At 72.9% G+C, this 18653-nt stretch carries 16 protein-coding genes; 4 read left to right on the plus strand and 12 right to left on the minus strand.

Annotation, left to right across the window (positions count from 1 at the left end; all coding sequences use genetic code 11):
* The 8 genes from MOV08_RS10590 to MOV08_RS10625 form a co-directional block, all read right to left on the minus strand.
* Positions 1–1473, minus strand: coding sequence for a DNA-3-methyladenine glycosylase 2 family protein (locus tag MOV08_RS10590; RefSeq protein ID WP_039631262.1), 1473 nt, complete (start codon positions 1471–1473; stop codon positions 1–3).
* Between the two features lie 108 nt (positions 1474–1581).
* Entirely contained in the window at positions 1582–2112 is a 531-nt protein-coding gene (locus MOV08_RS10595; RefSeq protein WP_275307218.1) for an O-acetyl-ADP-ribose deacetylase, read from the minus strand.
* 32 nt (positions 2113–2144) lie between these two features.
* Positions 2145–3059 (minus strand): IS982 family transposase, encoded by a 915-nt coding sequence (locus MOV08_RS10600; protein ID WP_275307220.1) that lies wholly within the window; start codon positions 3057–3059, stop codon positions 2145–2147.
* 74 nt (positions 3060–3133) lie between these two features.
* Positions 3134–3652 carry a DUF1203 domain-containing protein gene (locus MOV08_RS10605; protein WP_275307221.1) on the minus strand — a complete coding sequence of 173 codons (519 nt, stop codon included), beginning with the start codon at positions 3650–3652 and terminating at the stop codon, positions 3134–3136.
* Positions 3653–3912: 260 nt separating this feature from the next.
* Positions 3913–5334: a phytoene desaturase family protein gene (locus tag MOV08_RS10610; RefSeq protein WP_275307222.1), complete on the minus strand. Its 1422-nt coding sequence runs from the start codon at positions 5332–5334 to the stop codon at positions 3913–3915.
* 40 nt (positions 5335–5374) lie between these two features.
* A complete protein-coding gene (locus MOV08_RS10615; protein ID WP_078875699.1) occupies positions 5375–6289 on the minus strand; it encodes an inositol monophosphatase family protein in 915 nt (304 codons plus the stop codon).
* A gap of 210 nt (positions 6290–6499) precedes the next feature.
* The gene (locus tag MOV08_RS10620) at positions 6500–8359 is read right to left on the minus strand and encodes a gamma-glutamyltransferase family protein (RefSeq protein ID WP_039631531.1); all 1860 of its coding nucleotides are present in this window, start codon (positions 8357–8359) and stop codon (positions 6500–6502) included.
* A gap of 221 nt (positions 8360–8580) precedes the next feature.
* Entirely contained in the window at positions 8581–9342 is a 762-nt protein-coding gene (locus tag MOV08_RS10625) for an SDR family oxidoreductase (protein ID WP_039631533.1), read from the minus strand.
* A gap of 151 nt (positions 9343–9493) precedes the next feature.
* Between MOV08_RS10625 and MOV08_RS10630 the strand changes: the two genes are divergently transcribed.
* Together MOV08_RS10630 and MOV08_RS10635 are read left to right on the plus strand one after the other, a co-directional pair.
* Positions 9494–10363, plus strand: coding sequence for a helix-turn-helix transcriptional regulator (locus MOV08_RS10630; RefSeq protein WP_275307224.1), 870 nt, complete (start codon positions 9494–9496; stop codon positions 10361–10363).
* Positions 10364–10511: 148 nt separating this feature from the next.
* Complete coding sequence (locus tag MOV08_RS10635) at positions 10512–11576, plus strand: lipoate-protein ligase LplAB (RefSeq protein WP_275307225.1); 1065 nt, start codon at positions 10512–10514, stop codon at positions 11574–11576.
* Positions 11577–11592: 16 nt separating this feature from the next.
* Here MOV08_RS10635 and MOV08_RS10640 read toward each other — a convergent pair whose 3' ends face one another.
* Both MOV08_RS10640 and hydA read right to left on the minus strand, forming a co-directional pair.
* Complete coding sequence (locus MOV08_RS10640; protein ID WP_039631539.1) at positions 11593–12597, minus strand: TIGR03842 family LLM class F420-dependent oxidoreductase; 1005 nt, start codon at positions 12595–12597, stop codon at positions 11593–11595.
* 68 nt (positions 12598–12665) lie between these two features.
* Positions 12666–14072 carry a dihydropyrimidinase gene (hydA, locus tag MOV08_RS10645; protein WP_275307226.1) on the minus strand — a complete coding sequence of 469 codons (1407 nt, stop codon included), beginning with the start codon at positions 14070–14072 and terminating at the stop codon, positions 12666–12668.
* 335 nt (positions 14073–14407) lie between these two features.
* Here hydA and MOV08_RS10650 point away from each other — a divergent pair, with 335 nt between their 5' ends.
* Both MOV08_RS10650 and MOV08_RS10655 read left to right on the plus strand, forming a co-directional pair.
* The gene (locus MOV08_RS10650) at positions 14408–15292 is read left to right on the plus strand and encodes an ABC transporter substrate-binding protein (protein WP_275307227.1); all 885 of its coding nucleotides are present in this window, start codon (positions 14408–14410) and stop codon (positions 15290–15292) included.
* Between the two features lie 145 nt (positions 15293–15437).
* A complete protein-coding gene (locus MOV08_RS10655) occupies positions 15438–16274 on the plus strand; it encodes a heparin lyase I family protein (RefSeq protein WP_275307228.1) in 837 nt (278 codons plus the stop codon).
* A 110-nt stretch (positions 16275–16384) separates the two neighbouring features.
* On the opposite strand, the gene MOV08_RS10660 is transcribed toward MOV08_RS10655, so the two are convergent.
* Positions 16385–17707 (minus strand): aspartate aminotransferase family protein, encoded by a 1323-nt coding sequence (locus MOV08_RS10660; RefSeq protein WP_275307230.1) that lies wholly within the window; start codon positions 17705–17707, stop codon positions 16385–16387.
* Entirely contained in the window at positions 17704–18546 is an 843-nt protein-coding gene (locus MOV08_RS10665; RefSeq protein ID WP_275307231.1) for a nitrilase-related carbon-nitrogen hydrolase, read from the minus strand. Before MOV08_RS10665 ends, MOV08_RS10660 begins: the two co-directional genes overlap by 4 nt.
* Between the last annotated feature and the right edge of the window lie 107 nt (positions 18547–18653).

The raw sequence follows: 18653 nt of genomic DNA on the forward strand, positions 1-18653 counted from the left end.
TCAATTCGTCGGGAGGTGGTTGATGGGGTGGTCGTCGGTCGCCCAGAGGTACTGGACGGCGTAGGCGCGCCAGGGGCGCCAGCGGGCGGAGTGCCGGGTCAGGGCCGCGGGGGTGGCGGGCAGGCCGAGGCCGGCGGCGGCGCGGCGCAGGCCGAGGTCGGTGGGGGTGAAGGCGTCGGGGTCGCCGAGGGCGCGCATGGCGATGCATTCGACGGTCCAGGGGCCGATGCCGGAGAGCGCGGCGAGGCGGGCGCGGGCCTCGTCCCGGTCGCTGCCGACGTCGAGTTGGAGGGTGCCGGAGGCGAGCGCCGCGACGACGCCGGTGAGGGTGGCGCGGCGGGTGCGGGGCATGGCGAGGGTGTCCGGGTCGAGTGCGGCGAGCGCGGTGGGGGTGGGGAAGAGGTGGGTGAGGCCGCCGCCGGGGTCGTCGATCGGTTCGCCGTGGGCGCGGACCAGGCGGCCGGCGTGGGTGCGGGCGGCGGCGGTGGAGACCTGCTGGCCGAGGACGGCGCGGACCGCGAACTCGTCGGCGTCGGTGGTGCGCGGCACTCGGCGGCCGGGGGCCTTGTCGACGAGCGGGGCGAGCTGCGGGTCGGTGCGCAGGAGGCCGTCGACGGCCTCCGGGTCGGCGTCGAGGTCGAGCATCCGGCGGCAGCGGGCGATGGCGCCGGCCAGGTCGCGGAGGTCGGTGAGGGAGAGTCGGCAGTCGATGTGGTCGGGGCGGGGGGCGAGGGCGACGATGCCGTGGCCGTAGGGGAGGTCGAGGGTGCGGCGGTAGGCGCCGTCGCGCCATTCCTCGACGCCGGGGACGGCGGTGGCGGCGAGGTGGCCGAAGAGGTTGTCGGGGTTGAGCGGCTGCCGGAAGGGGAGCCGCAGGGTGAGGGTGCCGGGGGTGGTGGGGCGGGGGCCGGGGCGGGCGCGTCCGCGGAGTTCGGTCGGGGAGAGGGCGAAGACCTCGCGGACGGTCTCGTTGAAGGAGCGGATGCTGGCGAAGCCGGCGGCGAAGGCGATCTCGGCCATGGGGAGTGCGGTGGTCTCGATCAGGAGCCGGGCGGTCTGGGCGCGCTGGGCGCGGGCCAGGGCGAGGGGTCCGGCGCCGAGTTCGGCGCGCAGTTGGCGTTCGATCTGGCGGGGGCTGTAGCCGAGGCGGGCGGCGAGGCCGGGGACGCCGTCGCGGTCGACGATGCCGTCGGCGATCAGTCGCATGGCGCGGGCGACGAGGTCGGCGCGTTCGTCCCACTGCGGGGAGCCGGGGCTGGCGTCCGGGCGGCAGCGTTTGCAGGCCCGGAATCCGGCCTGCTGGGCGGCTGCGGCGCTGGGGTAGAAGCGCATGTTCTCGGGCTTGGGGGGCACTACCGGGCAGCTGGGCCGGCAGTAGATGCCGGTGGTGAGGACGGCGGTGTAGAACCATCCGTCGAAGCGGGCGTCCTTGGATTGCACGGCGCGCAGACAGCGCTCGGTGTCGGTGTGCATGTCCTCCAGGATTCCTCAGCCGACCGGGGTGGGCTGGCGGAAATCCGACATCAACCTCGGCCCATCAGCCCGGACGTCCGCGACCTCGGCGGTGCCCGGACGGCGCGTTCATTCCTCGGCGAGGGCGGCCTCGTAGGCGGTGCGGGCGCGGTCGTCGAAGACCACGAAGCGGATCTCGTCGAAGGCGTCGGGGGCGGCGGCGAGCGCGGCGCGGACGGTGGCGACGGCGGTGCGGGCGGCGTCGTCGATCGGCCAGCGGTAGACGCCGGTGGAGATGGCGGGGAAGGCGAGGGTGCGGGCGCCCAGTTCCTTAGCGATCCGTAGGGATTCTCGGTAGCAGGAGGCCAGGAGTTCGCTGCGGTCCTCGGAGGTGGAGTGGACGGGGCCGACGGTGTGGATCACCCAGCGGGCGGGGAGGCGGCCGGCGGTGGTGGCGACGGCCTGGCCGGTGGGCAGGCCGCGGCCGTAGTGGCCGGCGCGGAGGGCGCGGCACTCGGCGAGGATGTCGGGGCCGCCGCGGCGGTGGATCGCGCCGTCCACTCCCCCGCCGCCCAGGAGCGAGGAGTTGGCGGCGTTGACCACGGCGTCGACGGCCTGTTCGGTGATGTCGCCCTGGGTGAGGGTGAGGATGGTGCTCATGGGGATGAGCCTAGATGATCGATTCCAAGGGGTTAGTGGTCATAGGCGGTCAGTGAGCGCAGGACGGGCTGTCCGGTGTGGTCGTTGTGCCAGATCGCGGCGGTCAGCGCGAGGATGCGCTGCATGACGCGGGCGATCACGCCGGCAGGTGTGCGTCCGTGGTGCCGTTCGAGATCGAGCTGGCCCTTGAAGGTCTCGTTGACCGACTCGATGACCTGCCGCAGCGGCTTGAACAGGCAGGCGTCGGGCCGTTCCGGCTCGCCCTTGCGGGTCGGCCGCAGCAGCCGGATGCCGTGCTGGGCCACCTGGTGCTCGAAGTCGCGGCCGAAGTAGTTCTTGTCGCCGATCAGCGTCTGTCCGGGCCGGGCAGTGACGAGGTGCGGTTCGGAGGCGAGCAGGTCCAGCAGGGTCTCGCGCTCGTCGGCCTTGGCCCCGGTCAGGGCGAAGACGATCGGCAGGCCCTGCAGGGTGCACACCAGGTGCAGGCGCAAGCCCCAGAAGTAGCGGCTGTGACTGGCGCAGTACCCGTACTCCGCCCATCCGGCCAGATCGGAGCGTTTGACGGTCTCGCGCGAGCGCCCGCACTCCACCGGGGTGGAGTCCACGATCCAGACGTCGTCGCTCCAGACAGAGGTGTCGGCGGCCAGCAGCCGGACCACCCGCCGCAGCAGTTCGGCGGCCTTACGCAGGCGTTTGTTGTAGCCGGGCTGTTGGGGCAGGTAGGGGAATAGATGCCGCAAGTGGGAGCGGGCGTGGCGAACCCACTTGGCTTCGGAGGTGAAGCCCAGCATGGCTTGCATCATCGCGAGCGTGATCAGCTCGGCATCGGTCAGTCGCGGAGCGATCCCGACCGCTGGACGCCAGGGTGCCAGATGCGGTGATGCCTTCAGCAGGTCGTCTGTCTTCACATAGAGTGCGGTGGCGAGGGAGTCCAACTCTGTCTTCACACACTGACGTTGGGCTCCCTCCCTTTGTGCGCGCAGCCGATCCCTTGAAATCGATCATTAAGGTGGCAGGGCGGCTACTGTTCCCCGGCGGCGGGCCGTCGTACCTCGAAGTGGAAGAATCCGTATTCCAGTGCCCTGACGTGTACGAGCACCACGTCCGGGTCGCTGAACGCATCATCGAAGGCTGCGTCGAAGCCGACCGTGGCGTCGGCCGGAATCTCCAGAAGACGTCCACCGGCGATATGGCCCCGGGCATCGTAGCGGCGCACGGTACGCAGGGCGCCCGGCCGATCGAAGGGGTAGTTCTCGCCGGGGGTGAACCCGCCGCAGTCATCGGTGTGGATGAAGACGGGGCCCTGTTCGTCGTACGCGCCCGGCAGTGCACCCCTCTCGGCGGCCCAGCGTCGCAACGGGGCGTACGAAACAAGGGCAATCCGCTCGCCGGGCGTGATGGGGCGCAGGCAGCAGCGCAGCGGGGAGCCCGCGTCGTCGCGGGTGGCGATGTACGGGGCGCAGGGACGGTCTGCATCGTCGGCAACCCGCAGTTCCTTGAGGGTGGCTGTGTCAATGGAGAGCACGGTGTACCTGGTCATGTGCCCATGCTGGTTCGACGCCCGTGTGTTTACTGGCAGGAAACGGACGTTGCATTGGCACGCGCCCACACAGAAAGCTGACCGGAAACGTCACACCCGCTGAACGCGGGCCCCCTACGATCGCCACCCCTTGGAATCGATCATCTAGGGTCTGGCCGACGGGTCGTGGCCGGGGCCGCGCCTGACCCGTCGGGCACGCCCCAGGGCGTGGCCGCAGAGTCCCGTCTGCCGTTCGGTGTCCGGTACGCCCTGGGGGGTGCTCAGCGTCCGCCGGCGCGGAGGCGGCGCCAGACGGCTCGGGCGGCGTGGTGGCCGGACATGCCGTGGACGCCGGGGCCGGGCGGGGTGGCCTGGGAGCAGAGGAAGACGGCGGGGTGGGCGGTCTGGTAGGGGACGCGGGTGAGCTTGGGGCGGATGAGGAGGCGGAGGCCGGCGGCGGAGCCGGTGGCGGTGTCGCCGCCGACGTAGTTGGCGTTGCGGGCGGCGAGCTGTGGGGGGCCGGCGACGGCGCGGGCGAGGATCAGGTCGCGGAAGCCGGGGGCGAAGCGCTCGATCTGGCGCTCGATGACGTCGGTGGCGTCGCCCTCCCAGCCGTTGGGGACGTGGCCGTAGGCCCAGAAGGTGTGTTTGCCCTCGGGGGCGCGGGTGGGGTCGATGAGGCTGGGCTGGGCGGTGATGAGGAAGGGGACGGAAGGGTCGCGGCCGTCGACGGCGGCGTCCAGGGCGGCGGAGATCTCGCCGTGGGTGGGTCCGATGTGGACGGTGCCGGCGTGCTGGGCTTCCTTGGCGGTCCAGGGGACGGGGCCGGAGAGCGCGTAGTCGACCTTGAAGACGCTGGGGCCGTAGACGACGTCCCGGTAGGCGTTGCCGAGGCCGGCGATGCGGGCGAGGGCGGTCGGGGAGGTGTCGAAGACGTAGGCGCGGGCGGGCGGGAGGTCGTCCAGGCGCTTGACCTCGAAGTCGGTGTGCACCGTGCCGCCGTGGGCGCGGAGCAGTCCGGCGAGGGCGTCGGAGATGGCCTGGGAGCCGCCGCGGGGCACCGGCCAGCCGTTGGCGTGCGCGGCGAGCGCGAACATCAGGGCCAGGCCGCTGGTGCCGAGGCCGCGGAGCGGGGCGATGGCGTGGGCGGCGAGGCCGGCCAGCAGGCCGCGGGCCTTCTCGTCCTGGAAGCGGCGGTTCAGCAGGGTGACCGGCTGCATGGCGACCAGGCCGAAGCGCGCGTAGGTGAGCGGGTCCTGCGGCAGGCCGAGCCACTGGGTGCGCAGGAAGTCGTGGGCCATGGTGTCCCACTTGCCGGTGAACGGGGCGATGAGCCGGCGGTAGGTGCCGGCGTCGCGCGGTCCGAACGACATGGCGGTCTCGCCGACGGAGTGCGCCAGGACGGCGGCGGTGCCGTCGGGGAAGGGGTGCGCCATGGGGAGGTCGGGGTGGAGCCATTCCAGGCCGTGCCGTTCGAGGGGCATGGCGCGGAAGGCGGGCGAGCCGATGGCGAGCGGGTGCACCGCGGAGCAGGGGTCGTGGCGGAAGCCGGGGAGGGTGAGTTCCTCGGTGCGGGCTCCGCCGCCGATGGTGTCGCGGGCTTCGAAGACCTCAACGGACATGCCGCGGCGGGCGAGTTCGACCGCCGCCGTCAGGCCGTTGGGTCCGGATCCGATCACGACGGCATCGAGCATCGTCGGCACCTGCGCCACTCCCCTCGTGTCCGACCCTCGTCGGTGAGGGTCAGTTGGCGTCAGCCAGCAATCCGAGGATACGCCGCGCCGTTTCGGCGTCCCGGGCCGCGGTGAAGGGGAGCGCGTTGCCGCCCTGGATGCGGAAGGGTGCTCCGGCGACCGTGCCGCTGGCGCCGCCCGCTTCGTGGACGAGGAGGAGTCCGGCGGCGTGGTCCCAGGAGTTTTCCCAGCTGAAGGCGGTGGCGTCGAGCCGGCCGAGAGCTATGTGGAGGTATTCCAGGCCCGCGGAGCCGCAGGGGCGGGGGGCGATGCCGGGGGTCTGCAGGGCGGCCAGCACGCGCTTTTGGTCGTCGGTGGTGAAGTCGGGGTGCGAGGTGGCGACTTCGAGGTCGGCGCCGGGCGCGGGGTGGCCGGCGGTGAGCCGCTCGCCGTTGAGCCGGGCGCCGGCGCCGCGGCGGGCGACGGCCATCTGGTCGAGGGCGGGGGCGTACGTCCAGGAGGCGAGCACCTCGCCGCGGTGGGCGAGGGCGACCAGGGTCGCGAAGCCGGGGTCGCCGTGGACGAACTGGCGGGTGCCGTCGACCGGGTCGACGATCCAGACGAGGCTGTCGCCGTGGAGCGCGTCGAGGACGGTGGGGTCGGCGTGGACGGCTTCCTCGCCGACCACGCGGGAGCCGGGGAGCAGCGCGGTGAGGGCCGCGGTGAGGTGTTCCTCGGCGCTGCGGTCGGCGATGGTGACGAGGTCGTGCGGGCCGTTCTTCTGGACGATGTCCTCGGCGGCGAGCTGCCGGAAGCGGGGCATGATCTCGTCGGCCGCGGCCTGCCGGACGGCGGCCTCGACGGCGGCGAGGTCCAGCCCGGAGAGGTCCGGGGCGGCGGCCGCGACGGTGGGCGGGGTGAGGGTGGCGGCGTCGGTGAGCTCCGTGGTGTCTCCCGGGTTGCGCGTGTCCAGTGCTTCGATCATGCGTCCATGGAACCACGAGCCACTGACACGGCAGCCGGACTCCAGGTGAAATCCGGGTGCCGTACGGGCCACGGGCGGGTGCGGCGGGCCGCCGCGAGGAGCGCCGGCCGCCGCCCGGTTTACCGACATCGTCCCAGGTCAACACCTTGATCAGCGCGCCGAACAGCGCATCGGTCGGCACGCCGATCAGCGCGTCGGTCAGCGAGTGGGTCAGCGGCCGACCGCGTACCCCTGCATGCCGCGCGGGTTGGCCGCGGCCGACAGCACCCCGGTGCGGGGGTCGCGGGCCACCGCGCACAGGCGCCCCTCCGACCAGGCGGCGCCCACCGTGACGTCGTGGCCGCGCCGGCGCAGCCCGTCGATGACCGCGTCGCCGATCCGGGATTCCACCGTGACGCTGCCGGGCCGCATCCCGCGCGGGAAGAAGGAGCCGGGGAAGGAGTCGTTGTGCCAGTTCGGGGCGTCGATGGCGCCCTGGAGGTCGAGCCCGCCGCGGACCTGGGGGCGCTGCGCCACCGCCAGGAAGAAGTGCAGCTGCCACTGGTCCTGCTGGTCGCCGCCGGGGGTGCCGAACGCCATGACGGGGACGCCGTCGCGCAGGGCGAGGGAGGGGGTGAGGGTGGTGCGGGGGCGGCGTCCGGGGGTGAGGGAGTTGGGCAGGCCCTCCTCCAGCCAGGTCATCTGGAGGCGGGTGCCGAGCGGGAAGCCGAGGCCGGGGATCACCGGGTTGGACTGGAGCCAGCCGCCGGAGGGGGTGGCGGAGACGAGGTTGCCCCAGCGGTCGACGACGTCGATGTGGCAGGTGTCGCCGCGGGTGGTGCCGTCGGGGTCGATGCCGGGGTCGGCGGTGGGCGGTGCGCCGGGGGTGCGGGGGCCGGTGCCGCGGGCCACGGTCGGCTCGCCCGCGCCGCTCGCCGGGATGCCCAACGGGTCGAAGCCGCCGCTGCCGGTGGCCACGGCCAGGGCGTGCTTGCTCAGGCGCGGGGTGCGGCCGTCGGGGCTGCCGGGGCGCAGCACGTAGGAGGCGCGGTCGCCGACGAGGGCCCGGCGGGCGGTGTTGTAGTCCTCGCCGAGCAGGGTGGTGAGCGGGACGTCGGCGGCGTCGCCGTACCACGCCTCGCGGTCGGCCATCGCGAGTTTGCTGCCCTCGATGAGGAGGTGGACGTAGTCGGGACTGCCCGGGGCGGGCAACTCCGCGGGCAGCAGGGCGAGTTGTTGGAGGAAGGCGGGGCCCTGGGTCCAGCCGCCGGCCTTGGCGACGGTCCAGCCCTGCCAGTCGTGGGTGACCGGGTCCTCGTAGGTGGCGGTGTGGGCGGCCAGGTCGTCGCCGGTGAGGGTGCCGGCGTGGCGTTCGCCGGAGGTGTCCATGGCGGGTCGGGCCGCGAAGTCGGCGAGCGCCTCGCCGATGAAGCCCTCGCGCCAGATGCGGCGGGCGGCGTCGATCTGCGCGGCGCGGTCGGCGGAGGCGGCCTCGGCCTCGGTGAGCAGGCGGCGCCAGGTGGCGGCGAGCGGGCGGTTGGTGAGGAGTTCACCGGGGCGGACGGCGCGCCCGCCGCGGAGGTAGAGCTCGGCCGAGGAGGTCCACTCGGTTTCGAAGAGCGCGCGGACGGTCTCCACCGTCTCCCCGATGCGTTCGACGGCGGGGTGGCCGTGCTCGGCGTAGCCGATGGCGTGGCGGAGCACGTCGGCCAGGGATTTGGTGCCGTGGTCGCGCAGCAGCAGCAGCCAGGCGTCGAAGGCGCCGGGGACGGCGGCGGCGAGCGGTCCGGTGCCGGGGACCAGGTCCAGGCCGAGGGAGGTGTAGTGGGCGACGGTCGCCCCGGCGGGGGCGGGTCCCTGTCCGCACAGCACCCGCACCGGTCCGTCGGCCGGGGCCAGGATGATGGGCACCTCGCCCGCCGGCCCGTTCAGGTGCGGTTCGACGACGTGCAGCACGAAGCCGGCGGCGACGGCGGCGTCGAAGGCGTTGCCGCCGTCCTCCAGGACGGCCATGGCGGACTGGGACGCCAGCCAGTGGGTGGTGGCGGCCATGCCGAAGGTGCCTTGGAGGGTGGGGCGGGTGGTGAACACGGGGGCTCCTCCTCGTCGTCGGCCGTTGCGGGGCGGCACGGGGTGTGCCGGCTGCGCGCGGGCCGTGGTGGCGGTCGTGGCGATGCGATCACCCGTACCCTCCCCGCGGGGGGCCGACAACCCACCTCCTCCTCCGGTGCCGTCCGATGGGCGCACCGGGTCCGCCGGGGTGGTTCCCGCGGTGCGCCGTCGGCCGGTCCCGCTCCGTCGGGCTCACCGGGTCATGCCTGGCGCGTGGGGAGCACGATCGCCTGGCGCAGGTTGACGTGGCGGGCGCGGCTGGTGGCGAAGGCGATCAGGTCCGCGATGTCGTCGGCGGACAGGCCGATCAGCGCGTCGAACATGCCGTCCAGTTGGCCGGACAGTTCCGCGTTGTCGATGTGGCCGCCCAGTTCGGTGTCGGTCAGGCCCGGTTCGATGTTGGTGACGCGGACGTCGCGCGGGCCCAGTTCCGTGCGCAGGGACTGCGAGAGGTAGGTGAGCGCGGCCTTCGTCGCGCCGTAGACGGCGTAGTGGGGGAACGGGACGTGCGCGCCGATGGAGGAGACGTTGACCAGGTCGGCGGTCCGGCCGGCCGCGGCCGCCGCGATCAGGTCCGGGGTGAATGCGCGGATGACGCGCAGGGCGCCGGCCACATTGGTGTCCAGCATGCGCTGCCACTCGTCGATGCGGCCCTCGGTGACGGGGTTCGGCAGCATCACGCCGGCCGCGTTGACCACCAGGTCGACATCGCCGTAGGCGGCGTGCACCGTCTCGACGGCGGCGTCCACGGAGGCCGCGTCGGTGACGTCGGCGGTGACCACGAGCGCCTGTCCGCCGTCCGCCTCGATCTTGGCGGCGAGCTCGGCCAGCCGGTCGGTGCGGCGGGCGAGCAGCGCCACCCGCACGCCGTGCGAGGCGAGCAGTCGGGCGGTGGCCTCGCCCATGCCGCTGGCGGCTCCGGTGACGACGGCGGTGCGGCCGGCGAGGGTGGCGTACGACATGGGGACTCCCGGGTTCGTGGTGGTCGCCGCCGGGCGTCTCCCGGCGACGTCCACCACCTTGCAACCGGACGCCGCGCCTACCCAGGGTTGCTGTTTTCCTGGGTCCGGCAGTACCAGGAAAGGACGCGGGCCGGGGGCCTAGGATCGCGGCATGGACACATCCATCGGCCGGGAACTCGGCGACTTCCTGCGCTCGCGGCGCGCCCGTATCCAGCCCGAGGAGGTCGGGCTGCCGGGTCACGGCAGGCGGCGGGTGCCGGGGCTGCGCCGTGAGGAGGTCGCCCAGCTCGCGGGTGTCAGCGTCGACTACTACATCCGTCTCGAACAGGGCCGCGGCCCCTCGGTGTCGGACGCCGTGCTCGACGCCGTCGGGCGAGTGCTGCGGCTGGACGACACCGAGCAGGAGTATCTGCGCACGCTGGCCAGGCCCGCGCGCCGCCGCCCGGCCACCGCGCGCCGCGCGCCGCGTCCCGCGCCGCAGCAGGTCCGTCCCGGCCTGCGGCTGCTGCTGGATCTCGTCGACCGGGCACCGGCGTTCATCCTCGGTCGCCGGATGGACGTGCTCGCCTGGAACGCCCTGGCCGACGCCGTCGGCGGCTTCTCGCGGCTGGCGCCCAAGGAGCGCAACATGCCGCGCCAGGTGTTCCTCGATCCGCGGGCGCGCGAGGTGTATCCGGACTGGCCGGCAGTGGCCGCGGAGACCGTCGCCCATCTGCGCCTGGACGCGGGCAACCATCCGCACGACGAGCAACTGGCCACGCTGGTGGGCGAGTTGTCGTTGGGCAGCGAGGACTTCCGGCGGCTGTGGGCGGACCACCTGGTGAAGGAGAAGTCGTACGGGACGAAGCGGATGCTGCACCCGGTGGTCGGCGAACTCTCGCTGCCCTACGAGACGTTGACGGTGCCGGGCGAGCCGGACCAGATGCTGGTGGTCTACACGCCGGAGCCGGGCTCGCAGACGGAGGAGCGGTTGCGGCTGCTGGCGAGCTGGGCGGCGACGCCGGTGTCCCCGGGGGCGTGACGGACGGCCCGCGGGGCGCTCCTCGGGATCCGCCGCCCGCACGGGAGCGGATGGCCTTTCGGGCCGTCCGACCGCCGTGGCGTTACGGTGTCCAGGAGAGTGCGGCGCCGGATCGGGTCGCGGTGCCCGACGAGGCGGAGAGTGTGCAGTGCACGGCGAATACAAGGTCCCCGGTGGCAAGCTGGTGGTCGTCGATCTGGACGTAGCGGACGACCGGCTGCGGAACGTCCGGGTGGCCGGCGACTTCTTCCTGGAGCCCGACGAGGCCATCCTGGAGATCAATTCGGCGTTGGAGGGCGCGCCGGTCGACACCGACACGGCGGGGCTCAGGGACCGTATCGACGCGGCGCTCCCCGAGTCGGCGGTGCTGTTCGGCTTCACCAGTGAGAGCGTGGGCGTCGCGGTGCGGCGCGCCCTGGCCCAGGCCACCGACTGGCGCGACTACGACTGGCAGCTGATCCACGAGGCGCCCCAGTCCCCGGCGCTGCACATGGCGCTGGACGAGGTCATCACCGCGGAGGTGGCCGCCGGTCGCCGGCCGCCCACCCTCCGGGTCTGGGAATGGGACGCGCCGGCCGTCATCATCGGCAGTTTCCAGTCCCTGCGCAACGAGGTCGACGCGGCGGGTGCGGCGCGGCACGGCGTCACGGTGGTGCGCCGGATCTCCGGCGGCGGGGCGATGTTCGCGGAGCCGCAGAGCACCATCACCTATTCCCTCGCGGTGCCCGATGCGCTGGTCTCCGGGCTGTCCTTCGCGGACTCCTACGCCTATCTCGACGACTGGGTGCTGGCCGCGCTCGGCGACCTGGGCGTCAAAGCCTGGTACCAGCCGCTGAACGACATCGCCACCGACATGGGGAAGGTCGCCGGCGCCGCGCAGAAGCGCATGGTCGGTCCGGGCGGCGGGCCCGGTGCGGTACTGCACCACGTGACCATGTCCTACGACATCGACGCCGACAAGATGCTGGAAGTGCTGCGGATCGGCAAGGAGAAGCTCTCCGACAAGGGCACCAGGAGCGCCAAGAAGCGCGTCGATCCGCTGCGTCGGCAGACCGGCCTGCCCCGTGAGGCGGTCATCGAGAAGATGATCGACTCCTTCCGTTCGCGCTACGGCCTGGCCCGCGGCGAGGTCACCGCGGCGGAGATGGCCCGCGCCCGGGAGCTCGTGCGGACGAAGTTCGCCAACGAGGAGTGGACCACCCGCATTCCCTGACCGCCCCCGGGCGGGGTCAGTCGTCGGTGAGGGCGGGGATGATGTCCGCGCCGTAGGCGTCGATGGTGGCCTCGGTGGCGTCGTGCATGGCGTAGACCGCGAACTGGTCGACGCCCAGGGCGCGCAGGGCGCGCAGCTTCTCGCGGTGGGCCTCGGCGGGGCCGAGCAGGCAGAAGCGGTCGACGATGGCGTCGGGGACGAAGGCGGCGTCGGGGTTCCCGGCCCGGCCGTGGTGGGCGTAGTCGTAGCCCTCGCGGGCCTTGACGTAGTCGGTGAGTTCGTCGGGGACGAGGCCGGAGTGTTCGCCGTAGCGGGCGACGAGGTCGGCGACGTGGTTGCCGACCATGCCGCCGAACCAGCGGCACTGCTCGCGGGCGTGGTCGAGGTCGTCGCCGACGTAGGCGGGCGCGGCGACGCAGATGGCGACGTCGGCCGGGTCGCGGCCGGCGTCCACGGCGGCCTGGCGGACGGCCTTGACCATCCACTCGGTCAGGAACGGGTCGGCGAGCTGGAGGATGAAGCCGTCCGCCAGCCGGCCCGCCATGGCCAGCGCCTTGGGCCCGTAGGCGGCCATCCACACCGGCAGGCGGCCGTTCCTGATCCAGGGGATCCGGATGCGGTGGCCGCCGACGTCCGTCTCCCGGCCCTCGGCCAGGTCGCGGATCTGGCCGATCGCCTCGCCGAGCCGCGCCAGGGTGTTGGGCGGGCGGCCGGCCACCCGCATCGCGGAGTCGCCGCGCCCGATGCCGCAGACGGTGCGGTTGCCGTACATGTCGTTGAGGGTGGCGAAGGTGGAGGCGGTGACCTCGGGGGTGCGGGTGGAGGGGTTGGTGACCATCGGGCCGACGATCAGGTGCTCGGTGTGCTCCAGGATGCGGCTGTGGACGACGAAGGGTTCCTGCCACAGCACGGCCGAGTCGAAGGTCCAGCCGTAGCGGAAGCCGTTGCGCTCGGCGCGGCGCATCAGCCCCACGGCGGCGGAGGCGGGCGGGTCGAGTTGGAGGACGACTCCAAAGTCCACTGCGGCGCTCCTTTGGGGGTGCGGGCCGGCCCGGTGGGTCGCGGGGCCGGAAGGGTGGGCGCGGGTGCTCACATGAGGTACTGGCAGGTGCCGCGCGGGATGTACTGGCCGTGTCCGGCGCGTCCGGTGAACTCCCGGGCGTCGATGACGGGTTCGCCGCGGGAGAGGACGGTGACGACCTGTCCGGTGATCCGCTTGCCCTCGTAGGCGGAGTAGTCGACGTTCATGTGGTGGGTGCGCGCGGAGAGGGTCTGCTCGGCGGTGGGGTCGTAGAGGACCAGGTCGGCGTCGGAACCGGGGGCGAGGGTGCCCTTCTTGGGGTAGAGGCCGAACATCCGGGCCGGCGTGGCGCAGGCGATCTCGATCCAGCGGCGGCGGCCGATCCGGCCCTCGACGACGCTCTGGTGGAGCAGGTCCATCCGGTTCTCCACGCCCGGCAGCCCGTTGGGGATCTTGGAGAAGTCGTCGCGGCCCAGTTCCTTCTGGCCGCGGAAGCAGAACGGGCAGTGGTCGGTGGAGACCACCTGGAGGTCGTTGGTGCGCAGCGCCCGCCAGAGCGCCGCATGGTGCTCGCGGGGGCGCAGGGGGGTGGAGCAGACGTACTTGGCGCCTTCGAAGTCCGGCTCGGCGAGGTTGTCGGTGGACAGGAAGAGGTACTGCGGGCAGGTCTCGCCGAAGACGTTGAGTCCGGCGTGCCGGGCCTGGGCGATCTCGTCGATGGCCTGCTCGGCGGAGACGTGGACGACGTAGAGGGGCGCGCCGGCGATCCGGGCGAGCTGGATGGTGCGGTGGGTGGCCTCGGCCTCCAGGAGCGGGTGGCGGACCTCGCCGTGGTAGCGGGGGCCGGTGTGGCCCGCGGCGAGGGCCTGTTGGATCAGGACGTCGATGGCGGGGCCGTTCTCGGCGTGCATCAGGACCAGTCCGCCGTTGCCGGCGGCGCGTTGCATGGCGCGGAGGATCTGGCCGTCGTCGCTGAGGAAGACGCCGGGGTAGGCGGTGAACAGTTTGAAGGAGGTGACGCCCTCGGACACCAGGAGGTCCATCTCCTTGAGGGTGTGGTCGTTGACGTCGGAGAGGATCATGTGGAAGGCGTAGTCGATGGCGCACTGGGCGTCGGCCTTGGCGTGCCACAGGTCCAGGCCGGCGCGCAGTGCCTGGCCGCGGGTCTGGACGGCGAAGTCGACGAGGGTGGTGGTGCCGCCCCAGGCGGCGGCGCGGGTGCCGCTTTCGAAGGTGTCGGAGGAGAAGGTGCCGCCGAACGGGAAGTCCAGGTGGGTGTGGGCGTCGACGCCGCCCGGGATGACGTACTTGCCGGTGGCGTCCAAGACCCGGTCGGCGCCGGCGGTCCAGCCGTCGGCGGTCGTGCTGTCGTGCGCGGCGAGGGCGGCGATCCGGCCGTCCTCGATCAGGACGTCGGCGTGCGTCTCCTCGGCGGCGGTGATGACCAGTCCGCCCCGGACGACCGTACGGCTCATCTCGGCTCCCTACCTGACGCTACGTCACAACCTGGTCTACACCCGTAGATTCCGGACGGGAAGGAGACACCGTAGAAGCATGTCACCCACCGTGGCAATACCGTGACGGAAGATCGGCCGGCGGAGGGGTGTCGCGGCGGCGGTCAGCCGGGTGGTTCAACGGGTGACGCGCGAGGCTTTGGGGGTCGCGCCCGGGAGGGGTGCGGGGGCGGCCGGATGGGCAGGTAACAGACTCCGGAACCCACAACTTCGAAAGTCATCAAGGAATCGCACCTTCACAATCGGCACCAAGGACGTCAAAAAGCGCACACATGACGTCAGAAAGGCGATGCGCCATGGAGCAGAGCACACCGTGGGAGTTCTCCGACGACCGCGGGCGCCTGGTGGTGGCCGGAGCACGGCCGGAACGGATCGTGGCGTACATACAGGCGGGGGCCACGCTGTGGGACCACGGCATCCGGCCGGTGGGCCTGTTCGGCTCCCAGCACGACGGGGTGACGGCCGACCCGGCCAAGGCCGGTGAGCTGCCGCTGGCCGAGATCCGCTACCTCGGCTCGGGCACCGCGCTGCACCCGGACGCCCTGCTGGCGGCCCGCCCGGACCTGGTGGTGGCGGTCACCTACGACGGGGAGCAGGTGTACGGCCTGGAGGCGAAGACCGCGCAGGAGTTGGAGGAGAAGGTCCCGGTCGCCACCGTAGCGGTGGGCCCGGGCCGCAGCCTGGCCGAGGTGCGGGAGCGCTTCGCGGCACTGGCCGGCTCCCTGGGACACGGCGAACCGCTCACCCTGGCCAGGGAGTTGGACGCGGCGGAGGACGGACTGCGGCAGGCGACCGGCGGTCCGGTGCGCCCGCGGGTGGTGGCCCTCTCCCCCGCCGGACCGGACAAGGTACACCTGGCCCGTCCGGGCACCTGGCCGGACCTGCGGGCGCTGGCCGAGCACGGCGCGGAGCTGCCCGAGCCGGCGGCCGGCGCCGGGGCGAACTGGTCCACGGTCGGCTGGGCGGAGGCCGCGGCGCTCGCCCCGGACGTCGTCCTGATCGACGTACGGGCCAACGCCGCCAGGGTCGAGGCGCTGCGGACGGACGAGAACTGGCGGGCGATCGAGGCCCGGGTCCGACTGCTGCCGTGGAACCCGGAGGCCCCGGTCAGCCGGCGCGCGCACTCCCGCTTCTTCACCGAGGTGGCCGACGCGGTGCGCGCGGCCGCCGCCCGGGCCTAGGACGTATCCCGACGTCCAGGACGTACCCCAACGCCCGGGAGCCCTCGGTGCGGTGGCCGTGGGGTGCCCGTGCACCCCCTTGACGGCATCTGGAAACAAACCTAACTTTCACTCCCGTCCCCTTCCCCACGTCGGGAGTCCGACCATGAAGCGCCCCCTAACCCCCCACCTCCGCAAGGGTGTTGCCCTCGCCGTCGGCCTCGCGCTGACCGGCGCCTGCTCCGCGGTCGCCCACCGGGCCCCGGCCGCGGCCCGCACCGGTGACGCACCCCCGGCCGCCGGCCGGCACGCGGCAACGCTGTGGCGCGCCGACCCGGCCAGGGGCACCGGCGACTTCGAGGGCACGGAGACCAAGCCGGGCACGGTGCGGGTGGTCGACGACCCGGCCGGCCGGCACGGGAAGTCCTTCGAACTGCACACCTCCGGCGAGAAGGTCGACGGGCCCACCCGGGTGCGGGTGGAGACCCGCGGCCACCGCACCGGCGCCGGCCCGCTGCGCTTCTCCCGGGAGGGCGACGTCTACTACATCGGCTGGCGCTCGATGTGGGGCCCGCTGCCGACGAAGAAGGGCGACTGGGTGGTCCTGTGGCAGCTCAAGGACTACGGCTCGGGCGCCGCCACCCCGCCGCTGTCGCTGCGCGCCCGCGGCGACGGCACCGTCGACCTGGAGTACTGCGACCCCGAAATGAGGACCACGCGGCTCTGGCACACCCCGCTCACCCTCCACGCCTGGCACGACTTCGTCGTCGGCATCAAGGTCTCGAAGGACCCGGCCCGCGGCTGGGTGCGACTGTGGCACGACGGCACCGCCCAGCAGCTGCCCGGCGGCACCGAGCAGTACCCCGCGGCGACCCTGCGCGGCGACTGGGTCACCGACAAGTGGGGCGTCTACCGCTCCGACGGCGTCCAGGGAGCGGCCACCGCCTGGCTCAACAGCCCTGCAATAGGCCGGAGTTACCGCGATGCGGCGCCCGCCGGCTGAGCCATCGGCCGGCGGTTTCGGGGCGGGGTCCGCAAGGCCGGGGCCGGGGCCGTACCGGACGGGGGTCCGGTACGGCCCCGGCGGACGGGAGCCCGGCGCGCGGACGGCTCCTACGACTCCGACGCGTCCGCGAGCTGCCGCTGGGTCTGGCGCAGGGCGTCCGCGAGCAGTTCCGCGCCCTGCTCCGCCTCGGCGACGGTGAGCGTGAGCGGCGGCGCGATGCGGAGCGAGGCGCCGCCCTGGCCGCCCTTGCCGACCAGCAGACCGCGCTCCCGGGCGGCCTCCAGCACCAGCGTGGCGGCCTCCGGCGAGGGCTCGTCGGTGCCCGGCCGGACCAGCTCGATCCCGATCATCAGGCCCCGGCCGCGAATCTCCCGCACCACGTCCAGACCGGCCGCCACCGCCCGCAGCCGCTCGATGAGCAGCCCGCCGACCCGCCGGGCGTTGCCCTGGAGGTCGTGTTCCAGGAGGTAGTTGAGGTTGGCCAGGCCCGCGGCCATGGTGATCGGGCTGCCGCCGAAGGTCGAGATGGAGTTGGCGGACAGGCAGTTCATGATCTCGGCGCGGGCCACCACCCCGCCCAGGGACATGCCGTTGCCGATGCCCTTGGCGAAGGTGAGCAGGTCGGGCGGGCCGTTCTCGGCGTGCGCCTGCCAGCCCCAGAAGTGGTCACCGGTGCGGCCCCAGCCGGTCTGCACCTCGTCGCTGATCCACAGGATCCCCTCGCGGGCCAGCACCTCGCGGAACGCCGCGTACAGCCCGTCCGGCGGGGCGGTGAAGCCGCCGACGCCCTGCACCGGTTCGGCGATCAGCGCGGCGACGCCGCCGGCGGTCTGCTGGAGCATGTCCTCCAGGTCCGCGACGCAGGCCGCGACGTACTCCGCGTCGCCGAGGTCGGCGTACGGGCCGCGGGAGCGCACCCCGCCGTGCACGTAGAGGGTCTGCAGGGGCGAGAGGCTGGTGGGCGACCAGCTCTGGTTGCCGGTGACGGCGACGGTGGAGAACGACCGGCCGTGGTAGCTGTTGCGCATCGCCAGCACCTGGTTGGAGCGGCGATGGGTGGTGGCCAGCAGCAGGGCGGCGTCGTTGGCCTCGGTGCCGGAGGTGGTGAAGAAGACCCGGGCGTCGGGGATGCCGGAGAGCGCGGCGATCCGCTCCGCCAGCTCCACCATGGGCCGGGAGAGGTAGAGCGTGGAGGTGTGCAGGATCCGGCCGGCCTGTTCGCCGACCGCCTTGGTCACCTCGGGCAGTGCGTGCGCGGTCATGGTGGTGAGGATGCCGCCGAAGAAGTCGAGGTAGCGGTTGCCCTCGGCGTCCCAGACGTGCCGGCCCTCGCCGTGGGTGAGCTCCAGGGGTTGTGCGTAGTAGAGGCTCAGCCAGGAGGGCATCACCGCGCGGTGCCGGGCGTGCAGGCTTCCGGTGTCGTGGGTCACGGCCGCACCAGCCCGTCGTAGGCGTCGGGGCGGCGGTCGCGGTAGAAGGCCCACTGCTGGCGGACCTGGTCGATCAGGCCGAAGTCCAGGTCGCGGACGACCAGTTCCTCCTTGGTCTCGCTGGCGGGCTCGCCGACGAACTGCCCGCGCGGATCGACGAAGTAGCTGGAGCCGTAGAACTCGTTGTCGCCGTACTCCTCCACGCCCACCCGGTTGATCGCGGCGACGAAGTACTCGTTGGCGACGGCCGCCGCGGGCTGCTCCAGCCGCCACAGGTAGCCCGACAGGCCGCGCGAGGTGGCGGAGGGGTTGTAGACGAGCTGGGCGCCGTTGAGGCCCAGTTGCCGCCAGCCCTCGGGGAAGTGGCGGTCGTAGCAGATGTAGACGCCGATCCGGCCGACGGCGGTGTCGAAGACCGGCCAGCCGACGTTCCCCGGGCGGAAGTAGTACTTCTCCCAGAAGCCCTTGACCTGCGGGATGTGGTGCTTGCGGTACTTGCCGAGGACGGTGCCGTCGGCGTCGATGACGGCCGCGGTGTTGTAGTAGAAGCCGGACTGCTCGACCTCGAAGACCGGGACGACGACGACCATGCCGGTCTCCCGGGCGAGGTCCTGCATACGGCGCACGGTCGGGCCGTCCGGCACCGGCTCGGCCCAGCGGTAGTGCTCCGGCTCCTGCACCTGGCAGAAGTACGGGGCGTTGAAGACCTCCTGGAAGCCGATCACCTTCGCACCCTGCGCGGCCGCCGCCCTGGCGTGCTCCTCGTGCTTCGCGATCATCGATTCGGTGTCGCCGGTCCAGGTCGCCTGGACCAGTGCGGCACGCACAACATCGGCCATGAGCTGCTCCTTTGTCGATGCGTCAGCCTGCGGTGCGCGCGTCTGCTCGCGTGGAGGCGACCGTAAGGGGCGTCACCGACCGTGGCAAGACCATCTCTCTGTGCGGC

The sequence above is a fragment of the Streptomyces yunnanensis genome, from assembly GCF_029011865.1.
GTDB classification, from domain to species: Bacteria; Actinomycetota; Actinomycetes; order Streptomycetales; family Streptomycetaceae; genus Streptomyces; species Streptomyces yunnanensis.